Annotated in this window: 19 protein-coding genes and 2 pseudogenes; 16 read left to right on the top strand and 5 right to left on the bottom strand. The window is 38.0% G+C overall.

Annotated features, from left to right (window positions below):
* The first annotated feature begins 4 nt into the window (after positions 1-4).
* From aas to AC5LXV_RS04585, 14 genes and pseudogenes are all read left to right on the top strand, one after another.
* Positions 5-2,152, top strand: coding sequence for a bifunctional acyl-ACP--phospholipid O-acyltransferase/long-chain-fatty-acid--ACP ligase (gene aas / locus AC5LXV_RS04650; RefSeq protein WP_493467492.1), 2,148 nt, complete (start codon positions 5-7; stop codon positions 2,150-2,152).
* A gap of 15 nt (positions 2,153-2,167) precedes the next feature.
* On the top strand, positions 2,168-3,355 hold the full coding sequence (gene lplT, locus AC5LXV_RS04645; protein ID WP_493467491.1) for a lysophospholipid transporter LplT: 1,188 nt from the start codon (positions 2,168-2,170) through the stop codon (positions 3,353-3,355).
* Positions 3,342-4,247: an N-acetylmuramic acid 6-phosphate etherase gene (gene murQ / locus AC5LXV_RS04640; protein ID WP_493467490.1), complete on the top strand. Its 906-nt coding sequence runs from the start codon at positions 3,342-3,344 to the stop codon at positions 4,245-4,247. Before lplT ends, murQ begins: the two co-directional genes overlap by 14 nt.
* A 164-nt stretch (positions 4,248-4,411) precedes the next feature.
* A complete protein-coding gene (locus tag AC5LXV_RS04635) occupies positions 4,412-6,163 on the top strand; it encodes a carboxylesterase family protein (protein ID WP_493467489.1) in 1,752 nt (583 codons plus the stop codon).
* Between the two features lie 180 nt (positions 6,164-6,343).
* Positions 6,344-6,716 (top strand): annotated as a pseudogene (locus tag AC5LXV_RS04630) (PTS sugar transporter subunit IIA); the annotation flags it as partial.
* A 44-nt stretch (positions 6,717-6,760) separates the two neighbouring features.
* Positions 6,761-7,318: pseudogene (locus AC5LXV_RS04625) on the top strand (PTS sugar transporter subunit IIB); the annotation flags it as partial.
* Between the two features lie 21 nt (positions 7,319-7,339).
* Complete coding sequence (locus AC5LXV_RS04620) at positions 7,340-8,140, top strand: PTS mannose/fructose/sorbose transporter subunit IIC (RefSeq protein ID WP_493467488.1); 801 nt, start codon at positions 7,340-7,342, stop codon at positions 8,138-8,140.
* Between the two features lie 16 nt (positions 8,141-8,156).
* Positions 8,157-9,068: a PTS system mannose/fructose/sorbose family transporter subunit IID gene (locus AC5LXV_RS04615; RefSeq protein ID WP_493445865.1), complete on the top strand. Its 912-nt coding sequence runs from the start codon at positions 8,157-8,159 to the stop codon at positions 9,066-9,068.
* Between the two features lie 150 nt (positions 9,069-9,218).
* A complete protein-coding gene (locus AC5LXV_RS04610) occupies positions 9,219-9,587 on the top strand; it encodes a DUF956 family protein (protein ID WP_110424251.1) in 369 nt (122 codons plus the stop codon).
* Positions 9,588-9,846: 259 nt separating this feature from the next.
* Entirely contained in the window at positions 9,847-10,095 is a 249-nt protein-coding gene (rpsP, locus tag AC5LXV_RS04605) for a 30S ribosomal protein S16 (protein WP_034900786.1), read from the top strand.
* Positions 10,096-10,117: 22 nt separating this feature from the next.
* Positions 10,118-10,645 carry a ribosome maturation factor RimM gene (gene rimM / locus AC5LXV_RS04600; protein WP_493451883.1) on the top strand — a complete coding sequence of 176 codons (528 nt, stop codon included), beginning with the start codon at positions 10,118-10,120 and terminating at the stop codon, positions 10,643-10,645.
* Positions 10,646-10,661: 16 nt separating this feature from the next.
* Entirely contained in the window at positions 10,662-11,414 is a 753-nt protein-coding gene (trmD, locus tag AC5LXV_RS04595; RefSeq protein WP_144189228.1) for a tRNA (guanosine(37)-N1)-methyltransferase TrmD, read from the top strand.
* A 31-nt stretch (positions 11,415-11,445) separates the two neighbouring features.
* A complete protein-coding gene (rplS, locus tag AC5LXV_RS04590) occupies positions 11,446-11,796 on the top strand; it encodes a 50S ribosomal protein L19 (RefSeq protein ID WP_025314641.1) in 351 nt (116 codons plus the stop codon).
* Positions 11,797-11,950: 154 nt separating this feature from the next.
* Positions 11,951-12,556: a MarC family protein gene (locus AC5LXV_RS04585; protein WP_198192160.1), complete on the top strand. Its 606-nt coding sequence runs from the start codon at positions 11,951-11,953 to the stop codon at positions 12,554-12,556.
* Positions 12,557-12,666: 110 nt separating this feature from the next.
* On the opposite strand, the gene AC5LXV_RS04580 is transcribed toward AC5LXV_RS04585, so the two are convergent.
* Genes AC5LXV_RS04580 through dokD form a run of 4 tightly spaced genes read right to left on the bottom strand, consistent with a single transcriptional unit; the run spans position 12,667 to position 18,109 of the window.
* Positions 12,667-14,064, bottom strand: coding sequence for an amino acid permease (locus AC5LXV_RS04580; RefSeq protein ID WP_493467487.1), 1,398 nt, complete (start codon positions 14,062-14,064; stop codon positions 12,667-12,669).
* A 54-nt stretch (positions 14,065-14,118) separates the two neighbouring features.
* Positions 14,119-15,225, bottom strand: coding sequence for an alanine/ornithine racemase family PLP-dependent enzyme (locus AC5LXV_RS04575; protein ID WP_110424254.1), 1,107 nt, complete (start codon positions 15,223-15,225; stop codon positions 14,119-14,121).
* An 18-nt stretch (positions 15,226-15,243) separates the two neighbouring features.
* Complete coding sequence (locus AC5LXV_RS04570) at positions 15,244-16,656, bottom strand: APC family permease (protein ID WP_110424255.1); 1,413 nt, start codon at positions 16,654-16,656, stop codon at positions 15,244-15,246.
* Between the two features lie 55 nt (positions 16,657-16,711).
* Positions 16,712-18,109, bottom strand: a complete 1,398-nt coding sequence (gene dokD, locus AC5LXV_RS04565) for an ornithine/lysine decarboxylase DokD (protein ID WP_034883145.1) — start codon at positions 18,107-18,109, stop codon at positions 16,712-16,714.
* Positions 18,110-18,363: 254 nt separating this feature from the next.
* On the opposite strand from dokD, the gene AC5LXV_RS04560 reads away from it, so the two are divergent.
* On the top strand, positions 18,364-19,788 hold the full coding sequence (locus AC5LXV_RS04560; RefSeq protein ID WP_493467971.1) for a sigma-54 interaction domain-containing protein: 1,425 nt from the start codon (positions 18,364-18,366) through the stop codon (positions 19,786-19,788).
* On the opposite strand, the gene AC5LXV_RS04555 is transcribed toward AC5LXV_RS04560, so the two are convergent.
* Positions 19,785-20,969, bottom strand: a complete 1,185-nt coding sequence (locus AC5LXV_RS04555) for a BaiN/RdsA family NAD(P)/FAD-dependent oxidoreductase (protein ID WP_493467486.1) — start codon at positions 20,967-20,969, stop codon at positions 19,785-19,787. The genes AC5LXV_RS04560 and AC5LXV_RS04555 overlap by 4 nt on opposite strands.
* A 394-nt stretch (positions 20,970-21,363) precedes the next feature.
* Here AC5LXV_RS04555 and gltB point away from each other — a divergent pair, with 394 nt between their 5' ends.
* Positions 21,364-25,821: a glutamate synthase large subunit gene (gene gltB, locus AC5LXV_RS04550; RefSeq protein WP_493467485.1), complete on the top strand. Its 4,458-nt coding sequence runs from the start codon at positions 21,364-21,366 to the stop codon at positions 25,819-25,821.
* The last annotated feature ends 5 nt before the right edge of the window (positions 25,822-25,826 follow it).

The following is a 25,826-nucleotide window of genomic DNA, read 5'->3' as shown; positions in this document are numbered from 1 at the left end:
TCAGATGTTATTTAAAATATTAAAATTTTTTTTAAAGATTTTATTTCATGTTAAGATTCATGGAGATCTTAATAATTTAAAACAAGACAGATTACTTATCACTCCTAATCATGTTTCCTTTCTAGACGGCGTTTTAATTGGCGTATTTTTACCGGTAAAACCAGTATTTGCTATCTATGCAGGTTATATTAATCACTGGTTAGTACGTTTCGCCAAACGTTATGTTGATTTTGTGCCAATGGATCCATTAAGTCCAATGGCGATTAAAAAGTTAGTCCGTGAAATTGAAAAAGGACGACCTATTGTTATTTTTCCGGAAGGTCGAATTACCATAACCGGATCATTAATGAAAATTTATGATGGTGCAGCATTTGTTGCCGCGCGTTCTCAGGCGACCATTGTACCGGTTTGGATAGAAGGTGCCGAATTTACCTTAACTAGCCGGTTAAAAGGCTTATTTAAGCGTCGCCTATTTCCCAAAATTACTATCCATGTACTGGATCCAAAATCAATTCCAATGCCTGATTCACCAAAAGCAAGTGAACGAAGATATATTGCTGGTGAAAAATTACATCAAATTATGATGAATGCCAGAATGGCAAGTCGACCAAAATTGACTCTTTTTGAAGCTTTGCTCGAAGCCCAAGTTCGCTATGGCGTAAAATCGCGGATGGTTCAAGATCCGACCTCTCACGAGGCCTCCTATCGGAACTTACTTAAGCAGATCATTGGCGTTAGTTGCATTATTGCTAAAATTACCAAACCGAAAGAGCGGGTTGGCTTATTGCTACCAAATGCAACGATCACTGTTGCGACTATTTTCGGTCTATCGGTTAAAAATCGTATTCCCGCTATGCTTAACTATACTGCTGGGACGAAAGGGGTAACTTGTGCTGTTACAGCAGCAGAAATCAAAACGATCATAACTTCACGTAAATTTATTCAAAAAGGTAAACTTGATTTTCTATTGGAAGAAATTAAGGATGTCAATTGGTATTTCCTCGAAGATTTGCGTAGCAGTTTAAACTTTTTTGATAAACTATACGTTGCAGTGCATCAATACATTCCGCGATTAGTGAAACGTCAACAATCAAGTGATGATGAGGCTTTAGTGTTATTCACATCAGGATCGGAAGGCAATCCTAAAGGCGTTGTGCATAGCCATGGTAGTTTATTGGCGAATGTCGAACAGATTCGCACCGTTATCGACCCAACACCGGCTGACCGTTTTATGTCCGCATTACCACTTTTTCATGCTTTTGGTATTACGGCTGGTTTATTTTTACCATTATTTTCCGGCAGTCGAACCTTCTTATATCCAAACCCATTACATTATCGTATGGTGCCCGAAATCATTTATGACCAAAACTGTACCGTATTGTTTGGTACACCAACTTTTTTAGCTAACTATGCCCGATATGCCCACCCTTATGATTTTATGCGCTTACGCTATGTAGTTGCCGGTGCTGAAAAACTGTCCGATGCGGTGCGTGAGCAGTGGAAAGATAAATACGGTATCCGAATTTTAGAAGGTTATGGCGTAACCGAGTGCGCACCAGTTGTTGCCCTTAATGTGCCGATGGCCTTTAAGGCAGGAACCGTTGGTCGTTTATTACCGGGAATGGAATCGAGATTAATACCCGTTTCAGGCATTACCAATGGTGGTGAATTACAGCTTAAAGGACCTAACGTGATGAAAGGTTACTTACGCGTTGAAAAACCAGGCGTACTTGAAGCTCCGGTTGCCATCGATGAAAACGGTAATGCAGATAAAGGTTGGTATGATACTGGCGATATCGTTGCGATTGATAAAGATGAATTTTTAACAATTAAAGGACGCTTAAAACGTTTCGCCAAAATTGCTGGTGAAATGGTCTCACTTGAAAGTGTTGAAGCATTGGCTAAAAAAGTCGATCCTGATGCGATGCATGGTGCGACAGTAAAGGCTGACGCCGCCAAAGGTGAAGCACTGGTACTATTTACGACTTCGACTAAATTAACTCGTGAACAGCTTAATCAAGCGGCGCAAGATTTAGGTATTCCTGCCTTAGCCATCCCTCGGGATATTCGCTTGGTTAAAGAGTTACCATTACTTGGTACAGGTAAAATCGATTTTATTACCTTACGCAAAATGGCTGATGAAACGCAATAGCCGCAAGGATAGGATATGAGTAAACAACCTCTTATAACGGTTGGCATGGCTGCGACCATGCTAGCTCAGTTTTTTTCAGCCTTTGCTGACAATGCAATTTTTTTTGCTATCCTTGCTTTTATTAAGCAGCTCCATTATCCAGAATGGAGCCAATCAGCATTGCAAATCGGTTTTGTAATTCCTTTTATCCTTCTTTCACCTTTTGTTGGTCAATTTGCCGACAGTATGTCTAAAGGCAAAGCGATGATGATTTCTAATGGGGTAAAATTATTAGGCGCTGCCATCATCTGCCTAAATATCAACCCATTTTTAGGTTATTTCCTAGTTGGTGTGGGAGCAGCTGGCTACTCGCCGGCAAAATACGGTATTTTAGGTGAGCTGACGTCTGGTGATAATCTCGTTAAAGCTAATGGCTTAATTGAAGCATCTACCATTGCCGCTATTTTGCTGGGCTCACTTGCTGGTGGCCATATTGCTGATTTAGATATTACATTAGCGTTACTTACTTGTGTGCTAATGTATGGGCTGGCGGTGATAGCAAACATTTTTATTCCCAAACTACCTGCTGCTCGACAAGATATTGAGTGGAAGTTTATGAGTATGATAAAAGATTTTGCTAAAACCTTTAAAATCATCTTCAACAATAAACAAGCACTTTATACTTTACTCGGCACTAGCCTATTTTGGGGAGCCGGCATTACCTTGCGTTTTTTATTAATTAGCTGGGTGCCAGTTGTTTTAGGTATTACTGACAATTCAACACCAACTAATCTAAATGCGGTTGTGGCAATAGGTATTGTTGTTGGTGCAGGGCTTGCTAGTGCGACGGTTTCAATATCCAATACACTTCGCTGTATTCCAGCTGGAATATTAATGGGATTGGCAGTCATCGCATTTACGCTACAAAGCAATATGATTAGTTCTTATATATTATTAGTGATTATTGGTGCGTTAGGCGGTTATTTTTTAGTCCCACTCAATGCATTAATTCAAAAAATAGGTAAAGAGCTTATCGGTGCAGGTAGTGTTATTTCGATACAGAACTTAAGCGAGTATAGTGCAATGATGATTATGCTCAGTGCTTATACATTAGCGGTCGCTTGTGAATTATCAGTCATTACAATTGGTGTCGGTTTTGGTATGCTATTTGCTATTATTATCGCCTTTGTATGGTTAGGATTAAAATCACATGCCAAAAATTAATTTATCAGTAATGATTACTGAGAATCGCAACAGTGCGAGCGAAAACATAGATTGCGCATCAACACTGGAAATTCTGCAAATTATCAATAATGAAGATAAAAAAGTAGCCATCGCGGTTGAAAAACAACTAACCAATATAGCCAAAGCAGTGGATGCAATTAGTCACGCCTTGCTAAATCGAGGTCGTTTAATTTACCTTGGTGCCGGCACCTCAGGGCGCTTGGGGATTTTAGATGCCAGCGAGTGTCCGCCTACTTATGGAACAGCCCCTGAACAAGTGGTTGGATTAATCGCTGGTGGGCATCCTGCCATATTTAAAGCTGTCGAAAATGCAGAAGATTCACCCGAATTGGCAATTAATGATCTAAAACATATTAATTTTAGTGCTAAAGATATTTTAGTTGGTATCGCTGCTAGTGGGCGCACTCCTTATGTTATTGGCGGCATGCAATATGCAAAATCACTTGGCGCTACAGTGGTAAGTTTATGTTGCAACCCTAATGCACCAATGATTAATTTGGCTAATATTGCTATTACCCCTATTGTCGGAGCCGAAGTCATTACCGGTTCATCAAGAATGAAAGCCGGCACTGCACAAAAGATGATCCTCAATATGTTAACAACAGCCAGTATGATTAAAATCGGCAAAGTTTATGGTAATTTAATGGTTGATGTTGAAGCCACTAATGCTAAGCTTGTTGAAAGGCAAATATCAATTGTTATGCAAGCCACCGATTGTAGTCGCCAGACAGCGATCACAACCTTAAACCAATGTAACCAACATTGTAAAACAGCTATTTTAATGATCCTAGCCGGATTAACAGCCGAAGAAGCAACAAAAAAGTTATTAAATAATAATGGATTTATTAGAAAAGTAATAAATAATCTTTAATGATAGAAATAAATCAAAAAAGTCAAATTCAATTATTGATTTTACGACATGTATCTAATTTTTAAGTTAGGATTGTTGACAACTATTTTTAATTATTAAAAATATATAATTGATATATAACAGTTAGTTATGTAATTAGTCAATTCAAAGTGAAAGGATACCATATGCAAAAATCAATTTTTAAAATTAACAATATTGCTATATTGTTAGGTGCTTTAATGTTATCTACACCTAGTTTAGCAAATGATAAAAATAATACTCTTTCAACAGACAACACCCCAACTCAAAAAAAGGAAATTGACGAATCTACGGTAATTAAAACGCAATATGGCCTAATTAAAGGTAAAATCGATAAAATTAATAATGTTATTGTTTGGACTGGAATTCCTTATGCAAAAACACCAATCGGTGAACTAAGATGGAAAAAACCAGTTGATCCTGATAAATGGGATGGAATATTAAATACAACAAAAGCAAGCAATGTAGCATTTCAATTAAGTGAGAATAAAATAATTGGTTCTGATGATTGCTTGAATCTTAATATTTATCGACCCAATAATAAAACAACAAATTTACCTGTAATTGTTTATATACATGGAGGCAACAATCAAGTTGGGAAAGCAGAAGAAATAACAGGTAATACTTTTGTTAATGATGTAGATGCCATTTTCATCTCTATCAACTACCGGTTAGGCCCTTTAGGATTTAATCCATTACCAGCACTGCAAACAGGAGATAAACTAGAAGACTCCGGTAATTATGCATTATTGGATATAGCTAAATCACTTGATTGGATAAAAGCCAATATTGTTGATTTTGGTGGTGACCCAAATAATATTACAGTCTCTGGCTTTTCAGCTGGAGGACGTGACGTTATGGCAATGTTAATCTCACCTATATTCAAAGATAAATTTCAAAAGGCCATTTCTTTTAGTGGTGGTATGACAATAGCCGATAAAAATGACAGCGTAAAAGTATTTGCTAAAGCAATAGCTCCCTTAGCCGTACAAGACAAAATAAAACAGACTGAAGAAGAAGCTTACAATTGGCTATTAACCAATCAGTCCGACGTCAAGAAATATTTATATAGCTTATCTTCAGAACGTTTAGTGTCCCTGATGGGTAATGCTGGGATAAGAATGAGCGTTTTCCCTCATCTATATAATGACGGCTATGTTATCCCTAATGAAGGATTTAATACCTCAAAATATAATTCTGTACCGTTAATTATGTTAACAGGTACGGGAGAATTTTCTTTATTCGCTAAATCTTCTCCTTATTTTAGTGCTTCTTTTGAGAAAGGATTACCAACAGGAAAAAAATTAACTGAATTTAAATTTGCAAATAAATATGGTAGCCATTTATATGAATTATTTAATGTTGCAGATTCTGCGGAAAAAATGGAACCTTACTATCATGCAAATATTTATGGAATGGAAATCAAATTTGGAGAAGATGAAAAAACGGTTGGAACAACAATGGGGCTCTATGGGGCATTTCATGGTGTATTTTTACCGTTAATGGATTCTAATTCAAAAAATTACAATTGGTTTATTGGTGATGCCTACAAAACTAAAGGTGCAAAACAACTTAGTACAATCTACAAAAAATATATACATAATTTTATCTATTCAGGTAATCCAAATGGGAACAATCTAGTATACTGGGATAATTGGTCACAAGATAATAAAAAAGCTAATAAAGCATTATTGTATTTAACAGCTGATAAAAACGAAGCAATTATATCAATGGGAGGTCAAAGTTATACATATCAGGACGTAATTGATAAAATGGAAAAAGATCAGTCAATTAGCCCCGAAAGTAAAAAAATAATCATATCACAAGTGTTAAATGGTCGATGGTTTAGTCAACAGCTTGATAACCAATATAAAAACCAATCACTATGGATTAAATAATCAATTAAGTATTAAATTAAAATATTGCTAGATGTTCCTATTTTAGTATATTTAAGCTACAAATTTTTTTGGTTTTATTTGGTTTAACTGTTTTATATATATTTTAAATAATTACAATTTTAATAATTTATTTTATAACATTTATATTAGCAATAATATAAAAAAACTAGGAGGTACGTTATGGTTGGAATTATCCTGGCAACTCATGGTGAGTTTGCTGAAGGTATTTTACAATCAGGGACGATGATATTTGGAGAGCAAGAGAATGTTAAAGCCGTTACTTTGCATCCAAGTGATAGTCCTGAAAGTTTAAAAGAAAGGATGCTATCAGCAATTGCTACTTTCGATAACCAAAATGAAATACTGTTTTTAGTGGATTTATGGGGCGGTACGCCATTTAATCAAGCCAACACTCTTTGTGGCGAACACCCAAATTGGGCTATCGTTGCCGGTTTGAACCTTCCCATGTTGATCGAAGCTTATTCATCACGTTTATCGATGGATACCGCCAAAGAAGTGGCTGCCGCCATTATCGAATCAGCCCAAGATGGTATTCGAACAACAGTTGAAGTGGCAGCTAAACCAACACCAAACAACCAACAGTCAGGTGCGATCCCTGAAGGTACCGTAATAGGTGATGGTAAGTTGAAAATTGTATTAGCGCGCGTCGACTCTCGCTTGTTACACGGACAGGTAGCAACCGCTTGGACTAAAACCACTAACCCTAATCGTATTATCGTAGTTTCAGACTCAGTTGCCAAAGATGAGCTAAGAAAAAAACTGATTGAAGAAGCTGCACCTCCAGGAGTTAAAGCTAATGTCGTGCCAATTAAAAAAATTATCGAAGTTGCGCATGATCCACGTTTTGGTAACACTAAAGCTTTATTACTTTTCGAAAACCCGGAAGATGTACTTCGTGCTGTCGAAGGTGGTGTTGATATTCAAACATTAAATGTTGGTTCCATGGCTCACTCTGTTGGCAAGGTAATGGTCAATAAAGTGCTGTCTATGAGCACTGAAGATGTTGATACATTCGAAAAATTAAAAGCGAAAAATGTGAAATTTGACGTTCGCAAAGTACCTAATGATTCTAACGATAATATGGATGAATTATTAAAGAAAGCGAAACAAGAATTAGCCGGACAGAAAAATTAGTTTAATTAAGAGGTTATTATTATGACTTTATCGATTATTGCTATCATTTTAGTGATAGTTATTGCGTTCCTAGCGGGGATGGAAGGTATTTTGGATCAATTCCAGTTCCATCAACCATTAGTTGCTTGTTCATTAATTGGTCTTGTAACAGGAAATCTAGAAGCGGGTGTTATGTTAGGTGGATCATTACAGATGATAGCACTAGGTTGGGCAAATATTGGTGCCGCCGTTGCTCCTGATGCCGCACTTGCTGCCGTTGCTTCGTCAATCATTTTAGTACTTGGTGGACAAGGTGAAGCGGGGGTAGCGACAGCTATCGCTATTGCTATCCCACTTGCGGTTGCTGGTCTATTTTTAACTATGATCGTAAGAACTATTGCCGTGCCATTAGTGCATTTAATGGACGCCGCAGCAGAGAAAGGTAATATTCGTAGAATCGAATTGTTGCAAATATTAGGAGTTTGTTTACAAGGTTTACGTATCGCAATCCCAGCAGCAGCACTATTGTTTATTCCTGCCGATGCAGTCAAGGAAGCGTTAAACTTAATGCCTGAATGGTTAACAACGGGTATGGCTATTGGTGGCGGTATGGTGGTTGCTGTTGGTTATGCGATGGTAATCAATATGATGGCAAACCGTGAAGTTTGGCCATTTTTCATTATCGGTTTTGTCGTTGCCGCGATATCACAATTAACCTTGATTGCACTAGGTGCACTAGGTATTGCTTTAGCACTGATTTATCTCAATCTTTCTGAACGTGGCAATTCATCAAATGGTGGTAGTAAAGGCGATCCACTTGATGATATTTTGAATGATTACTAAGAACTTGGAGAAGAACATGACAGATAAAATTCATTTAAGCAAAAAAGACCGTTTAGCGGTAGCTTGGCGTTCAACTTTCCTTCAAGGTTCTTGGAACTACGAACGTATGCAAAATGGTGGTTGGGTTTATTCAATGATTCCGGCTATCAAAAAATTATATACCACAAAAGAAGATCGTTCAGCCGCGCTTAAACGTCATTTAGAATTTTTTAATACTCACCCTTATTTAGCATCACCGGTACTTGGTGTGACTTTAGCCCTTGAAGAAGAACGTGCTAATGGTGCGCCAGTTGATGATGTCGCTATTCAAGGGGTTAAAGTGGGGATGATGGGACCTTTAGCAGGGGTTGGTGATCCAGTATTCTGGTTTACCGTTCGTCCTATGCTTGGTGCATTAGGCGCTTCACTTGCCTTAAGTGGTAATATTTTAGGACCAATTTTATTCTTCTTACTTTGGAATATTATTCGTTGCTCCTTTATGTGGCTTACTCAAGAATTTGGTTACCGTACCGGTTCGAAAATTACCGATAATTTAGGTGGTGGTTTACTGCAAAAAATCACTAAAGGTGCATCTATCTTAGGGATGTTTGTCCTGGCAGCTTTAGTACAAAGGTGGGTATCAATAAAATTCCAACCTGTTGTATCAACAGTAAAATTAGATAATGGTGCATTTATTGATTGGAATTCACTACCCGCTGGTGCCGAAGGTATTCACCAAGCATTAATCCAAATGCAAAGTGGACTTGCGCTGAACCAAGAAAAAGTAACTACCTTACAAAATAACTTAGATCAGTTAATTCCTGGACTGGTGCCATTACTATTAACTTTCTTATGTATGTGGTTACTTCGTAAAAAAGTATCCCCTATTTTAATTATTCTTGGACTATTCTTAGTCGGTATTATTGGTCACGTTGTTGGTCTTTTATAACATCAAGAATGTTAACTAAAAAAATTGAGGAAGGCACTTTTTAAGTAAAAATTGTGCTTCCCTCAAACATTACTCACCCTTTTCACCATCAATCACGGGAAAAGGGTGAAATAACTAACTCAAATTAGCATAATGGAAACAAGCAATTAAATGGTGCAATCATTAAATACCAAAATAGATTTAACAGTTAAAGCGACTGCATTTTCAGGATTTTCAGAATATGGCGACATTATGATTGGCGATAAAGCATTTGAATTCTATCATCAACGTGATCCACGCAAATATATTCAAATTCCTTGGGAAGAAGTCGATTATGTTATCGCCTCGGTATTTTTTAAAGGTAAGTGGATATCTCGATACTCCATACAAACCAAAAAAGATGGAACATTTGCTTTTGCCTCCAAAGAGCCAAAGAAAGTATTAAGAGCAATACGAGTCTATGTTGATAGCCAAAAAATGGTCAAATCATTAGGATTTTTCGACGTCTTAATTCGTGCTTTTCGACGTAAAAAGTCCTAAAAATAAACCATCTATTAGACAGCAATATCTCAGTAAACCAAGCCAACTATTATCAATTAAGCGAATTGTCTGCAATACGCTTGGTTAACCAGATGAATTTATGTTCATTTATGGTTAAACTTGCGGATAACCGCTACTACCACGCTTCTACACACTCAATCAGTCATTGCACTTTTTGCTAGAAAGAGTATAATTCTGGGGCTTTGATTTTGTCCATGTTGGGCAAAAGAAAGATTATTTTTTAATTTAAGAGGATGTTATGGTAACTATTCGTTTAGCTCGTGGTGGCTCTAAAAAGCGCCCTTTTTATCAAGTAGTTGTCACTGATAGCCGTAACCCACGTGATGGTCGTTTTATTGAGCGCGTTGGCTTTTTTAATCCAATTGCACAAGGTAAAGCAGAAGAATTACGTTTAGATCTTGATCGCGTAAATCATTGGGTTGGTTTAGGTGCAACAGTTTCTGATCGTGTTAATGCATTGATCAAACAAGCACAAAAAGCTGCTTAATTAAGTAATAGTAACTGTGATGATGAATACTGAGAATCTAATTGTTGTTGGTAAACTTGGTTCAAGCTACGGCATTCGTGGATGGCTCAGAATTTTTTCGTTTACAGAACTTCCAGATAGTATTTTTGATTACAAACCTTGGTATATCCAGCGTGCTGGAAAATGGCAAGAAGTAATTGTAGAGAGCTTTAAACCGCATAATCAGGACATGATAGTCAAACTCAAAGGCGTTGATGATCGCGACCAAGCTAATGCGTTAACCAATGCTGAAGTATTTGTTGATGCAGAAGAATTGCCTGAATTAAATCAAGGTGATTTTTATTGGAAAGATCTCATTGGCTGTCGAGTAAAAACAGTTAATGGTTATGACTTAGGTCAGGTAACTGATTTAATGGAAACCGGTTCTAATGATGTATTGGTCGTTAAAGCAAATCTAAAAGATGCATTTGGAGCAACAGAACGTTTAATCCCTTTTGTTGAAGAACAATTTATTAAACAAGTTGATTTAACAACAAAAATGATTGTGGTCGATTGGGATCCCGCTTTTTAATTGGTAAGGTAAGAATATGTGGATTGGCGTAATTAGCCTTTTTCCCGAGATGTTCCAAGCTATTACCTGTTATGGCGTAACTGGTCGAGCTGTTAAAAATGGGCTGTTAACCGTAGATTATTGGAACCCGCGCGATTTTGCGCATGATAAGCATAAGACTGTCGATGATAGGCCTTATGGTGGTGGTCCCGGCATGCTAATGATGGTGCAACCACTTAGAGATGCAATTCATGCAGCAAAGGCAGTAGCAGGTGAAGATACCAAAGTAATCTATCTTTCCCCACAAGGGCGCAAATTAAACCAACAAGGTGTTTGCGAGTTGTCACAATATCAAAAGTTGATTTTGATTTGTGGTCGATACGAAGGTATAGATGAACGCGTTATCCAAACCGAAATTGATGAAGAATGGTCAATTGGGGATTACGTGTTAAGTGGCGGTGAATTACCGGCGATGACAATGATTGATGCATTAGCCAGATTTATTCCGGGTGTATTAAATCATGAATCATCAGCAGAAGAAGACTCTTTTGCCAACGGCTTACTTGATTGCCCACACTATACTCGACCTGAGGTGTTAGATGGAATGGCGGTGCCTGACGTGTTAATGTCTGGTCACCATGAAGCGATTCGTCGTTGGCGATTAAAACAATCACTAGGACGAACTTGGTTGAGAAGAGAAGATCTTCTTGAAAATCTAGCTCTGACTGATGAAGAGCAACGTTTACTCACTGAATTCCAGCGTGAATATCGTGATGAACAGAGCCAATAATATTTCAGTATAACTAGTAAGAGACAAAATTATGAAAAATGCAATTATTCAGCAATTAGAACAAGAACAAATGAAAAAAGACATCCCGTCTTTTCGCCCGGGTGATACGGTAGAAGTTAAAGTATGGGTTGTTGAAGGTAACAAAAAACGTCTTCAAGCATATGAAGGTGTTGTTGTAGCAATTCGTAATCGTGGTTTACATTCTGCATTTACAGTACGTAAAATTTCGAATGGCGAAGGTGTTGAACGAGTATTCCAAACTCACTCACCAATTGTTGATTCAATTACTGTGAAACGTCGTGGTCAAGTACGTCAAGCTAAACTTTACTACTTACGCGAACTTCGTGGTAAAGCAGCGCGTATCAAAGAGCGCCTTAACTAATTCAAATTGGTTAATATTTAATATACACATTAAAATATATCCAATTAAATATGGTCACCTTTATGGTGACCGTTTTTATGGATATTATAGTTCATTCCCGCCAACAATCGTTGACACATTTCAAGCAATATCTAGTAATAAAAAAGGTAACACTATGGACAACTATCTTGTTGAGATTCTTGCCACCACAACCAAGTTATTTGCATTGATGACGCCACCAGCTGTACTAAGTGCATTTTTAAGTGGTACTAAGCAGTATGATGAAGCACAACGCCGTAAAACGGCACTTAAAACATCGTGTGCGGTATTTATTATTGGTATTGTGCTATTCTTTTTTGGTAATGCGATGTTCAGCGTGTTTGGTTTTACACTCGACGCATTTAGAATTGGCTCGGGAGCATTACTGTTTATTACCGCGGTGACATTAATGAATGATTCGCCTGAAAAAAATAAAATTCATAGTGATGATGATGATATTAGTGTCGTGCCATTAGCAATACCGCTATGTATGGGGCCGGCATCCATCGGTACCATCATTGTTATGGGGACGAGTTCAGTTGGTATTATGCAAAATCTGATTGGCGCGCTTTCGTTATTGATTGCCTCAAGTGGTATTTACGCCATGTTACTATGTGCTAAAAGCATTGCTAAAGTGTTAAAAAATACCGGTATTGCCATTTTGTCAAAACTCACCGGATTATTAATATCAGCGATTGCGGCACAAGTTGTTTTTACAGGCGTTGCTGCATTCCTAAAATAAGTCAGGCTAGCCCTCTTTCAGATAGAAATAAAGATAGAGAAAGTTATCACTGATAGTATGTAATCACCTTTAATTGAGAGTTTAGGTGATTACATAAATAAAGAATAAGATTAATTTAATTTATTAGTTAAATGTCGTTTTTTAAAAAAGTAGTATGAAACTAAGATAACAAAAATTAAAAGCACTTCTGATAATAAAATAAAATGCCCTGACTCACCAAACCATACGCCAACAATAATAATAATGTTAACGGTAATGGAGATCATCGCTAACCAAGGAAATAGCGGTGATTTAAATTTAATCATATCTTTACTGTACTTACCTTGATTCACACCTTTGCGAAATTGGTACTGACACCAAGCAATAATTATCCACGCAAAACAACCAACTTGTCCGGTACTTGCCACTAAATAGAGATATAATTTTTCAGCCGCGATATATTTCGAAAATAGCGAAACTAAGGCAATAATGGCGATAAATAATATTCCTTTGGTTGGCACGCCGCGTTTATTCACTTTTGAAAAAGATTTTGGCGCTAAATTATCCTGAGCCATCGACCATAACATTCGCGAACTGGCATAAACCGCCGAATTAGCAGCCGAAATCGCCGCGCAAAAGATAACAAACAGCATCGCATAGGAAGCAAAGTTAATTCCCGCTTGATTAAATACCCAAACAAATGGGCTAATTTCATCATGTGTTGTACCATAGGGATATACCAGTGCTAACACGGCAATCGCTAACACATAAAACAAAATTATCCGAAACGCCACACCGGTGATAATTTTCGGTAATACCGTTTGAGGTGATTGCGCTTCACCGGCGGCACTACCAATTAATTCCACCCCCTGAAATGAATAAGTCACAATCGTCATACAGACAAAGATGGATAAAAAGCCATTAGGGAACCAACCTTGATCGGTTTTAAAGGTAGGTAACTCATGCGTTTGATTATATTGTTGATAAAGTAGATATATACCAACTGCAATAAACGCAATAATAGCTAATACTTTAATCGTTGAAAACCAGTATTCACTTTCACCAAAAGCACGAACAGAGGTTAAATGGACACAAGTGATAACAGTTAGAATAATTAGACTAAGAATGTAGATAGGAATAGAGGAAAAAACTTGATGAGCAATCATAGAAGCTGCAGTTAAGTCCGCCGCCATAGACAGCACCCAGCTTAACCAATATAACCAGCCAATAGTATAACTCCAGATAGGATGTGGAATAAACATTAATGCATAATGCTGGAAAGACCCTGCATGAGGGAATGCACAAGAAAGTTCACCTAAGCAAAGCATGGTTGACAGCATAATACTGCCGGCAAGTAGATACGCGATAATGGTCCCTAAAGGTCCAACCGTGCTAAGTGGTGCTGCGATACCAATAAATAATCCGGTACCAATTGAGCCACCTAAGGAAATCATCAATAAATGACGATTTTTTAAGTTTTTCTTTAAGGTACTGGGATAAGGACTTTCTTGAGATTCTGATGTTGCCATATAAACCGCCTAGTAATCAATAATAGCTGCTGGTTGCCCAGCAGCTGATACATATTAATAAACAAACCGTTTTTCTACACCGTTGGTTTGGCAAGCCATAAGAAGAGCTGTGTAATCAAGTTCAAAGCCAATCATATCGCCAACTCGTAATGTTTCAGAAACATCTTCGATATCAACAATAGTATGATCGCTAGTTTGACCTAATACCGTAATGTTATCATTAATCGGTATACAGCTTTCTGCTGGCACATCTTGACGGCCAAAAGCAAGAAGTGCTCGTTTGCGAGTACCATGATCAACAAAAGTTTTGCTGTTCAAAAAGGCATCAACACCTAACTCACCGACCGGAACCGTTGGTTTACTGTTAAGCTCAATAATTTGTGCATATAATTTATACATGTCACTACAAGCTTTTTCGACAGGTTTGTTTGAGTGATGAAATTCATCAAGATATTTCATATCTACATACTCAATCCCAAACTCATGTAAACCACCAATTCGGATGTGATTAAGTCCTTCTGGCCAGATCCCTTTATCAAGCAGATGATAACTTGTACAGTTACCAGCTGATAGATACTTGATCTTGATATTACAAGCTTGCTCTACTTTACGCGCTATATGTAAAAAGTCCACACCATTTTTAACAGTTGGTAGAACCGTACCATAGCAGTTAAAGTTAGTCCCTAGCCCATACAGCTCAACACCCGGTAGAGAAAGGATAAATTTGACTGTCTCGATAATATCATCGACATGTTCAAACCAAATACCTTCACGCAAATCCCCCATATCCACCATTAATAGGACTTGATGGACTTTTTGCTGTTTGACCGCTTCATCAGAAAGTGCTTGGATAACTTGTTTTTCACTATTCAAGCTAATATCAGCATATTTCACTACTTCGCTAATCTCGCTTAAACAAGGACTACGTAGTAAACAAGTTTTACAATTTAAAGCATCTTTAAGTTTCTTCAAATTGTAGGTTCTTGATTCGGCGATAACATCAATACCGCCATCAAGTACTGCTTTGGCAGTTTCAACGCAACCATCAAAAACTTTATTTACAGCCATCACTTCAATGCCGTGTTTAGCTAGTAACTCTTTTTCAACACGAGCATTGTCTTTTAATTTACCTAAATCAATTTCCAATATAGGCTTGTACATAAATTACTCCTCTATATCTTATTGTTGTTGCAAGCGATTACGTTTTTGTGCGCGATGGTATATCCATTCAGCTAACACAATTGCAAGCACTGCACCACCAACAATTTTCGCGATGTACTCAACATATCCACCCATATCGATTTGTGCTGGTGGAATAAAGACTAAGATCACCGCAAATAGCGTAGATAAGAAACCTAAACCAGGTAAAACAATTGGTAATACTTTACCTGGGATCTTAAAGCTACGTGGTACATCTGGTTGAGTAATACGTAAGCGATAGTAAGCAATAAACATCACTAAATAAGGGATAAAGTAACAAATGGTTGTTAATGCAGTTAACATCCAATATGCAGCAGCAATACTTGGTGATACGAATGTTGAGAAACAAAGTACCGTTACAATGATTGCTTGGATAACTAAAGCAAATGCTGGTGTTTGATATACTGGATGTAAACGACCAATACGTTCACCAAGTAAGTTATCTTCTTTTGATGCTTCTTGTAACATATAGATAGGACCAACTAACCATGAGTTAATTTGACCCAATGCACCAAAGAATAAACAGATTGCCATTACAGGTAATAACCAAGGCATATGTAACTCTTGAGCGGCAGCTTCCATCGCTTGCATTACGCCGGCAACAATATCAGTATCGGCTGCCGGTAATAAGGTATTAATTGCCCAAGTACCAATCATATAGATACCAACGATAACAATTGCAGATACTGCCATTGCTTTAGGGAAGTCACGTTGTGGATCACGAGTACGACCAGCAATCATTGGTGCCACTTCAAGTCCAGCAAAAGCGAACATCATGCTTGATAAAAATACAATAGTATCCCAGCTGCTTAAATCCGGAATCCAATCACTAACATGACTATAATCAGTTGCCATTGGATGACCAGTCATTAACCAGACAATAGCTAATAACACGATAATACCAGCAGGAATAAATACCCCTAACCATGCACTAACACTGTTTATAATTTTAGTCCATTTCATCCCTTTGATATTCATTAATGTTAAGATCCAGAATACCACCATGGAGCCAACACCAATAAACACCTGATTTTGCGCTAATTCAGGACTAAACATGTAACCAATTGCCGTAAAGCCAAATTGCAACATTAATGGGAAGAAAAGTACGCATGAGAATAGGAAACAAACGACCACTATCCAGCCAACTCGTTTACCAAACGCTTCTTTTACCCAAACAAATATCCCACCATCTTTTGGCCAACCAGTAGAAAGTTCACCACAAACCATAGCTAATGGGAAAAACAGACAAAATGCAGCAAGTAGCCAAAGGACCATTGCTGACGCTCCATAAGGAGCAACATTAGGAATTTGACGTAAACTTAGTATGGCAATAACATTCATAAACACAATGTCTTTAATACCAAGTAAACTTGAATCTTTAGAATCACTCATAAAATAACCTCACATTATAATATCTGGAGCACTAAGTGCCCCAGATAGCTCATGATTAATACACGTCGTATCCAACCATATCCTCGTAAGTGTCTTCACGGCGAATCAATCGGTCTTTGCCTTCTTTATCGATCATAACAACAGCTGTACGTGGACGATTGTTATAAACCGTTTGGCTTTCAATGGTATAAGCACCAGCATCAAGGAAAGCAATGATATCGCCAATTTGTGTATCTTTAGGTAATAAGAATTCTTCACCTTTAACACCAACGTGGAAATAATCACCACCATCACATAATGGACCAGCTAATTTAATGTACTCATCATGTTGTTCAGTAATTTTTGACGCATCATAAACATAGAAGAACCAATCAAAGTGTTGGCTGTCAGATAATACGCTATAACCCGCATCAACAAATTTCCATTCAACATGTTCTTCAATGTTACCGTCTAAATCGTAGTTAGTTTTACGTTTTTCACAAGCAACTTCAGTTAAAAGCACACCTGCTGAACCGGTAACTTTACGACCTGGTTCGATACAAATTTCAACGTCTGTACGCCATTTGTGAACTTCACTAATTACTGCATCAGCGAAATCTTGTGCAGTAATACCAGCATACATGTTATCTTGTAATGGATTACCATTTTCATCATCGTATTTATAAGGAACTGGAATACCACCACCTACGTTGATTAAATCAAATTTAATGCCTAAAACTTCTTCTAAACGGCGTGATTCATCAACTAATACTTTGGTTGCTTTAGCAAATGGTTCTGCTTCAGGCACTTGGTCACCCACATGCATATGTAAACCACGTAAATGCACATAAGGCATTTCAAGAATACGACGACAAGTTTCTTCAGCTTGTTCTAAATCGATACCTGATTTAGCGTGGTAAGCAGTAACTAATTCTGCGTGAGTTGCTGATGGAACATTTGGTTCAACACGCACACAAACATTGGCTACTTTCTTTAAGCGACGTGAAATTTCATCGATGATATCTAATTCATATAAGCTATCAACATTGATGATATAAAGATCATTTTGGATGGCAAATTCTAAATCAACTGGTTTTTTAACCACACCGTTGAAAACAATTTGACTACCTGGGAAACCGATTTCTAAACATTTACGCACTTCAAACATTGAGTTCGCTTCTGCATAGATACCTGCATCTTTAATCGCTTTAAGAACACCCATTACTGAACACGTTTTTGACGCATAGAAAATTTTAGTGTTTGGATGAGCTTTAAACGAATCTTTGATTTCCTGAATATTACGGTCAATTTCTTTTTCAGAAAATACATAAAAAGGTGTTGGATATTTCTTGGCTAATTCTTCCAAATTCACACCGTCAAAACAAAGTTTACCGTCTTGCGCACTGAAACGGCGATCTTTTGTTATTAGATCGGTACGTAATTTGTTATAATTTGACATAATTGTGTCGGACATATGACCTCCAGTTAATTAGTACATAAAAAAAGGTAAGTAAAAAATTACTCACTTACAATGCAATCACCGTGCCAACTTAAAAAAACACAAATAATCAATCCATTAACAGAATAATTACAAATTTAATATTAGTCATTTAGTAAAAAATATGTTTTTATGACAAAAATTTGTCACTTTTTTTAGTAATAATTGAAAGATATTTAAATCAACGCTAGCTATACTTAGCAATAATCCGATTATTAAAAGGTTTTAGTATCATGAAAATTGATCCTGAATTACTACAAGCATTGGAAATATTTAAACATTTTTTTGATTTAATACATCAGCCTATGGCTATTATTGATAAAGAAGGTAAATATATTTATTACAATCAGGAAAGCGCAGAACTTGATGGTTATTCAATGGAGCAAGCCATCGGTAAACCAATGCTTAAAGTTTACCCTAATTTGAAAAAAGAAGATAGTACTATGCTACAAGCTTTACATGGTAAGGAGTATCAAGATACTTATCAAACTTACTTTAATCATGTGGGTAAATTAGTCGATTATCAACATACAACGGTACCGCTTTATAATCATGAAAAAGCGATCATCGGCGCTGTTGAAATAGGTCGTAATTTATCAAATGTAAGACAACTGCAAGATCAGGTTTTTCGCCTGAATAGAAAATTATATCAGAATAAAGAACAACCACTGCCGGAAATTATTTTTGCTTCGAAAAAAATGCAAGAAGTTATCGATCAGACCAATATTTTAGGCAGTAATGATGTACCGGTATTAATTGTTGGTGAAACTGGTACAGGGAAAGAGCTATTTGCCAGATTAATTCATCAAACCAGCCATCGCCGCGATAAGGCGTTTATTTCACTAAACTGTAGTGCTTTACCAACCTCCTTGATTGAAAGTACGTTATTTGGGACAGTCAAAGGGGCCTTTACCGGTGCTGAAAATCGTCAAGGTTATCTTGAACTGGCTAATGGTGGAACTTTATTTCTTGATGAACTTAATGCAATGCCACTTGAAATGCAGAGTAAACTATTGCGCTTCTTACAAGAAAAAACTTATTGGCCATTAGGCGGTAATAAAGAGCAACATGCCGATGTGCGAATTGTGGCGGCGATGAATGAATCACCGGCCGAATTGCTAAAATCCGGTAAAATGCGCAGTGACCTATTTTATCGATTAAATGTTGGTTTAATCAAACTACCTGCCCTCCGAGAAAGGCAAGAAGATATCCCGGTACTGGCACGATACTTTATCGATAAACATAAAACAGATGTCAACCTAGTGATCACCGGAATTAGTGAACATGCTTTACAACAACTTATGTCAGCACCTTGGCCGGGGAATGTACGGATGCTAGAGAATGCTATCGTCCGTAGTATGGTTTTACAAAATGAGCCGGGAGAATTGCAACAAATTGTTCTTGATGACGAGTTATTTGACCTTCCAAGCCCTTCTCCACAAGAAGAAGCTAAGCTCGAAAAGCCAAATATTAAGGAGATAACCGGCAATCTAACCGAACAAGTTGAAAACTATGAAAAGCAACTTATTGTTGATGCATTAAATCAAGCCAACGGTAAAATTATTACAGCGGCAAAATTACTTAATGTTTCGCGCACCACATTACAATATAAAGTGAAGAAATATAATATACAAATGGGAGTAATTGATAGTTAATCACCAAAAGCTTGGGCGCAGGCAAATGCACTGCTCCAAGCCCATTGGAAATTATAACCACCAAGCCAACCGGCCACATCTACAACTTCACCGATAAAGTAGAGATTAGGCTGATTTTTTACCGCCATCGTCTTTGAGGATAACGCATCACAACTTACCCCACCTAAGGTCACCTCTGCCGTACGATAACCTTCTGTTCCATTTGGTGTCATGCTCCATGCTGTTAAGGTCTGATACAGTGCTTGTTGCTCAGTAGGCGTTAACTGTTTAACCGTTGTATCAACGATCAAATTTAGTTGCATTAACGCTTCAATTAACCGTTTAGGTAATATCTGCGCTAAACAATTTTTAAGACTTTGATTGCGATTATTATCTAACAAAGGCTTAAAATCTTCCTCAAAAGCAACGTCAGGCAATAAATTGATCGTTATTGCTTCACCTGCTTGCCAATAACTGGAGATTTGTAAAATGGCTGGCCCAGATAATCCTCGATGAGTAAATAGTAGGTTTTCTTTAAAACTGATACGTTTATTAGATACTTCAACTGGTAGTGCGATTCCTGATAACGAAGATAATACTGTTAACAACGGTTTATGTAAGGTAAATGGCACCAATCCGGCTTTTACAGGGACAACTGGAATAGCAAATTTTTCAGCAATTTTATAGCCAATTGCTGTCATACCAAGTGCGGGCATAGATTGCCCACCGGTTGCAACAATTAAGTGATCCGTTTGCAAGTAGCCTTTGGAAGTGTGTAATTTAAAACCCTGCTCCGCTAATACTACATCCTCAAGTTGTGTTTGTAACATAAAGTTAACTTGCCCTTTTTGGCACTCTTGGCTAAGCATATCGACAATATCTTGCGCTGAATTATCACAAAACAACTGACCATGATCTTTTTCATGGTAGCCAATATGATATTGATTAACTAGCTGAATAAAATCCCATTGAGTATAGCGCTTTAACGCTGACTTGCAAAAATGACGATTTTGAGAAATATAATGGGTAGCTTCAACATTTAGGTTAGTAAAATTACATTTACCACCGCCAGACATTAAAATTTTGCGACCCAATTTTTTACCGTTATCAATGACAGTCACATCATAATCTTTTTGCCCTAATAATCCGGCACAAAAAAGCCCCGCAGCACCAGCACCGATAATTGTAATTTTAGTTTGCATATTTAATCTATTACCCATAATAAAGATAGCTTATTATAACAATATAACAGTGGCGATTCTAATGCCGCTATTTTTGAAAAATGTGTAAAAATCGTCAATTTTTATACTCAAAAAACTTATTCCGCAACTTTTTTTAATCAGATATTAATTCTTATTATGAAAAATTTTTAAAATTAAATGACCTTAATTTTAAATAAAATTTAAAACTAATAAAAACAATTGGTTAATATAAGATATAAGCTTCATTAATATACATGTGTTATGTGATTAAAATATTGACTTATAAGTAATATTTATTTGACCAAAAACCTATTTTTAATTACCTTCACACCTATTATGGGATTAATGCCTATATCTTTTCAAAAAAGAATAACAATGAATTAGAGGCAATGATATGTTATACAACCAGCAGCATGAAAAAGATAACTGCGGATTTGGTTTAATTGCTCATATTGAAGGGCAACCAAGTCATAAAGTAGTGCGTACTGCAATTCACGGGCTTGCTCGCATGCAACACCGTGGCGCCATATTATCGGATGGTAAAACCGGTGATGGCTGTGGTCTTTTATTACAAAAACCAGACCGATTTTTCCGACTAGTTGCCGAGGACGCAGGTTGGCGTTTAGCCGCTAATTATGCCGTTGGCATGCTATTTTTAAGTCAAGATGAAGCCGAAGCGCAAGCTAGTCGTGAAATTGTTGAAGAAGAGCTAGCGGAAGAAACCTTATATGTATTAGGTTGGCGTGAAGTGCCAATCGATAAAAGTGTTCTGGGTGAAATCGCCCTCTCATCACTACCAAGAATTGAACAAGTATTTGTCAATGCCCCGGCGGGTTGGACCAAAATCGATTTAGAACGACGTCTATATATGGTGCGCCGACGTATAGAAAAACGTGTGCAAGATGATACGTTTTATGTCTGTAGTTTTTCAAATCAGGTTAATATCTATAAAGGCTTATGTATGCCAAAGGATTTACCTCGATTCTATTTAGATTTGGCTGATATTCGGATGGAAACCGCAATCTGTTTATTCCATCAACGTTTTTCAACCAATACAATACCACGTTGGCCACTGGCGCAACCATTTAGACATTTAGCCCATAATGGTGAAATTAATACCATTGAGGGGAATCGCCAATGGGCAAAAGCGCGATCTTACAAATTTAAAACACCATTGATTCCAGATCTGCAAGATGCCGCGCCGTTTGTCAATGTTACTGGCTCGGATTCAAGCTCGCTAGACAATATGTTGGAACTATTTTTAGTCGGCGGTATGGATATTGTCCGTGCTATGCGTTTACTAGTACCACCAGCATGGCAAAACAACCCTGATATGAATGAGGATTTACGAGCTTTCTTTGATTTTAACTCCATGCATATGGAACCGTGGGACGGACCGGCCGGTATTGTTATGTCAGATGGTCGTTATGCTGCCTGTAACTTAGACCGTAATGGTTTACGTCCTGCTCGTTATGTGATTACCACAGATAAACTTATCACTTGTGCCTCAGAAATCGGTATTTGGGACTATCAACCCGATGAAGTCGTCACCAAAGGACGAGTTGGTCCGGGTGAGTTACTAGTCATTGATACTGAAGAAGGTCGCATTTTACAATCTTCAGAAACTGACAATGATCTCCAAAAACGTCATCCATACAAAGAGTGGATGGCTAAAAATGTAAAACGTCTCATCCCATTTGAAGATCTTCCAGATGATGATATCGGCTCTCGTGATTATGACGACACTTTACTCGCTACTTACCAAAAACAATTTGGTTATAGTGCCGAAGAGCTCGATCAATGTATTCGAGTTTTGGGTGAAAACGGCCAAGAAGCAACCGGCTCAATGGGTGATGATACACCGTTTGCCGTACTATCAAGCCGTCCGCGCTTAATTTATGATTACTTCCGACAAAAATTTGCTCAAGTAACTAATCCACCTATCGATCCATTGCGTGAAGCACACGTCATGTCGCTATCAACCAGTATTGGTCGTGAAATGAATGTGTTTGCTGAAGCTGAAGGCCAAGCGCATCGGGTTGCCTTTAAATATCCGGTATTAGTTCATTCGGATTTTAAACAGTTAACAACCTTAGAATCTCGTTACTACAAATCAGAAATACTGGATATCACTTATGAGATTGACGGTAGTTTACGTGATGCAATTGAACAATTATGTGGTGATGCCGAAGCGAAAGTTCGTGAGGGAACGGTATTACTCATTTTATCCGATAGAAATATTGCACCTGATCGCCTGCCAATTCCGGCACCAATGGCAGTTGGTGCGGTACAACAACGTTTAGTAGAAAAAAGTTTACGCTGTGATGCCAACATCATTGTTGAAACCGCAAGCTGTCGCGATCCGCATCAGTTTGCCGTCCTATTAGGCTTTGGAGCGACGGCAATCTATCCATACTTAGCCTATGAAACCTTAGCGCAAATGGTGGATAATCGCACTATAAATAAGTCTTACCGTGACGCGATTATTAATTATCGCAATGGTATTAATAAAGGCTTATATAAAATTATGTCAAAAATGGGAATTTCGACCATCGCTTCTTATCGCTGTGCTAAACTATTTGAGGCAGTTGGTCTAAATGAAGAGGTGGTTGAACTTTGCTTCCAAGGAGTAACTAGCCGCATTAGTGGTGCCAACTTTGATGATTTTGCCCAAGATCAATTTAATTTATCTAAAAAAGCGTGGCTGCGTCGTAAACCAATCGAACAAGGTGGCTTACTCAAATTTGTTTATGGTGGCGAATATCACGCTTATAATCCAGATGTTGTACAATCGCTACAAAAAGCAGTTAATGACGGTAATTATGCAGATTATCAGCGTTATGTGGATATTGTAAATAATCGACCTCCTACGACCTTGCGAGACTTATTAAAACTCAATCCACCTGAAAATGCCGCTATTGCACTTGATGAAGTTGAACCAGAAGAGTCATTATTTAAACGTTTTGACTCCGCCGCTATGTCAATTGGTGCATTAAGTCCAGAAGCGCATGAATCATTAGCTGAAGCCATGAATACCTTAGGTGGTTTTTCTAACTCTGGTGAAGGCGGTGAGGATCCTGTCCGTTATAACACCATCAAAGTATCACGTATTAAACAAGTGGCTTCCGGCCGATTTGGTGTAACACCGGGTTACTTAATGAGTGCTGACGTGATTCAAATCAAAGTTGCCCAAGGTGCAAAACCGGGTGAAGGTGGTCAATTACCAGGTGATAAAGTAACACCTTATATTGCAAAATTACGTTTTTCTGTACCGGGTGTGACATTAATTTCACCACCACCGCATCATGATATTTATTCAATTGAAGACTTAGCGCAATTGATTTTTGACCTGAAACAGATTAATCCAACGGCGATGATCTCAGTTAAGTTAGTGTCCGAACCGGGAGTCGGTACTATTGCAACTGGCGTAGCTAAAGCCTATGCCGATTTAATCACTATTTCAGGTTATGACGGCGGTACCGGTGCCAGCCCGTTAACATCGGTTAAATATGCCGGTTCTCCTTGGGAACTTGGTCTGGTTGAGACCCAACAATCATTAGTCGCTAATGGTTTACGTCACAAAATACGTTTGCAAGTAGATGGTGGCTTAAAAACTGGTGCCGATATTGTCAAAGCCGCAATTTTAGGTGCCGAAAGCTTTGGCTTTGGTACCGGGCCAATGGTTGCCCTAGGTTGTAAATACTTACGTATTTGTCACCTGAATAACTGTGCGACCGGTGTTGCTACTCAAGATGAAAAACTGCGTAGTGAGCATTATCATGGTCTACCAGAGAAAGCCATGAACTACTTCCGTTTTCTTGCTCGTAATACCCGAGAAGTTATGGCTGAACTTGGCGTTTGCCGAATTGTTGATTTAATCGGTCGTACCGATCTGCTTATTGAACTTGATGGTATTACCGCAAAACAGCAAAAACTGGATTTATCAGGCTTGCTTAAAACCGCATCGCCGATTGAAGGTAAACCTGTACACTGTATTGAAGATAACAAACCATTTGATAAAGGCGTGCTGAATAAAGAGATCATCACCCAAGCGCAAGACGCAGTGGATAATCGTCAAAGTAAAAGTTTCTACTTTGATATTCAAAATACTGATCGTTCTGTTGGTACTACCTTATCTGGTTATATAGCTAAAAAATATGGTGATCAGGGCTTAGTTACCTCACCTATTTCCTTGAATTTCAATGGTACCGCAGGTCAAAGCTTTGGTGTATGGAATGCTGGTGGTGTGGATTTGACCCTAACCGGCGATGCTAATGATTATGTGGGTAAAGGGATGGCTGGCGGTCGTATTGTGATTCGTCCACCGCAAGGCTCGGCATTTTTAAGTCATGAAGCGACCATTGCCGGTAATACCTGTTTATACGGCGCAACAGGTGGTAAATTATTTGCTGCTGGCCGAGCTGGCGAACGTTTTGCCGTGCGTAACTCAGGTGCCATTAGCGTGGTTGAAGGCATTGGTGATAATGGCTGTGAATATATGACTGGCGGTATTGTCTGTGTGTTAGGTAAAACCGGCGTTAACTTCGGTGCTGGTATGACCGGTGGTTTTGCTTATATTTTGGATACCGATGGTGATTTACATAAGCGTATTAATAAAGAGTTGGTCGAAATGTTAAATGTGGCTGACTACTCGATCCATGAAGAGCACTTACGAGGTTTAATTATGGAACACGCTCAGTTAACTCACTCATCTTGGGCTGAAGAGATATTAGCTAACTGGGAAGGCTTTGCCAAACAATTTGTCTTAGTTAAACCAAAATCTAGTGATGTTAAAGCATTGTTAGGTCACCGTAGCCGCTCATCAGCAGAGCTTCGCGTGCAAGCACAGTAAGGGGA

Source organism: Gilliamella sp. LMG 34359 (genome assembly GCF_984569085.1).
Note: the sequence above shows the minus strand (reverse complement) of the source record. Positions and strands in the feature narration are given on the sequence as shown.

Coding starts and splice junctions, on each gene's coding strand:
- aas (WP_493467492.1), top strand. CDS start 5: ATGTTATTTAAAATATTAAAATTTTTTTTAAAGATTTTATTTCATGTT.
- lplT (WP_493467491.1), top strand. CDS start 2,168: ATGAGTAAACAACCTCTTATAACGGTTGGCATGGCTGCGACCATGCTA.
- murQ (WP_493467490.1), top strand. CDS start 3,342: ATGCCAAAAATTAATTTATCAGTAATGATTACTGAGAATCGCAACAGT.
- AC5LXV_RS04635 (WP_493467489.1), top strand. CDS start 4,412: ATGCAAAAATCAATTTTTAAAATTAACAATATTGCTATATTGTTAGGT.
- AC5LXV_RS04620 (WP_493467488.1), top strand. CDS start 7,340: ATGACTTTATCGATTATTGCTATCATTTTAGTGATAGTTATTGCGTTC.
- AC5LXV_RS04615 (WP_493445865.1), top strand. CDS start 8,157: ATGACAGATAAAATTCATTTAAGCAAAAAAGACCGTTTAGCGGTAGCT.
- AC5LXV_RS04610 (WP_110424251.1), top strand. CDS start 9,219: ATGGTGCAATCATTAAATACCAAAATAGATTTAACAGTTAAAGCGACT.
- rpsP (WP_034900786.1), top strand. CDS start 9,847: ATGGTAACTATTCGTTTAGCTCGTGGTGGCTCTAAAAAGCGCCCTTTT.
- rimM (WP_493451883.1), top strand. CDS start 10,118: ATGAATACTGAGAATCTAATTGTTGTTGGTAAACTTGGTTCAAGCTAC.
- trmD (WP_144189228.1), top strand. CDS start 10,662: ATGTGGATTGGCGTAATTAGCCTTTTTCCCGAGATGTTCCAAGCTATT.
- rplS (WP_025314641.1), top strand. CDS start 11,446: ATGAAAAATGCAATTATTCAGCAATTAGAACAAGAACAAATGAAAAAA.
- AC5LXV_RS04585 (WP_198192160.1), top strand. CDS start 11,951: ATGGACAACTATCTTGTTGAGATTCTTGCCACCACAACCAAGTTATTT.
- AC5LXV_RS04580 (WP_493467487.1), bottom strand. CDS start 14,064: ATGGCAACATCAGAATCTCAAGAAAGTCCTTATCCCAGTACCTTAAAG.
- AC5LXV_RS04575 (WP_110424254.1), bottom strand. CDS start 15,225: ATGTACAAGCCTATATTGGAAATTGATTTAGGTAAATTAAAAGACAAT.
- AC5LXV_RS04570 (WP_110424255.1), bottom strand. CDS start 16,656: ATGAGTGATTCTAAAGATTCAAGTTTACTTGGTATTAAAGACATTGTG.
- dokD (WP_034883145.1), bottom strand. CDS start 18,109: ATGTCCGACACAATTATGTCAAATTATAACAAATTACGTACCGATCTA.
- AC5LXV_RS04555 (WP_493467486.1), bottom strand. CDS start 20,969: ATGCAAACTAAAATTACAATTATCGGTGCTGGTGCTGCGGGGCTTTTT.
- gltB (WP_493467485.1), top strand. CDS start 21,364: ATGTTATACAACCAGCAGCATGAAAAAGATAACTGCGGATTTGGTTTA.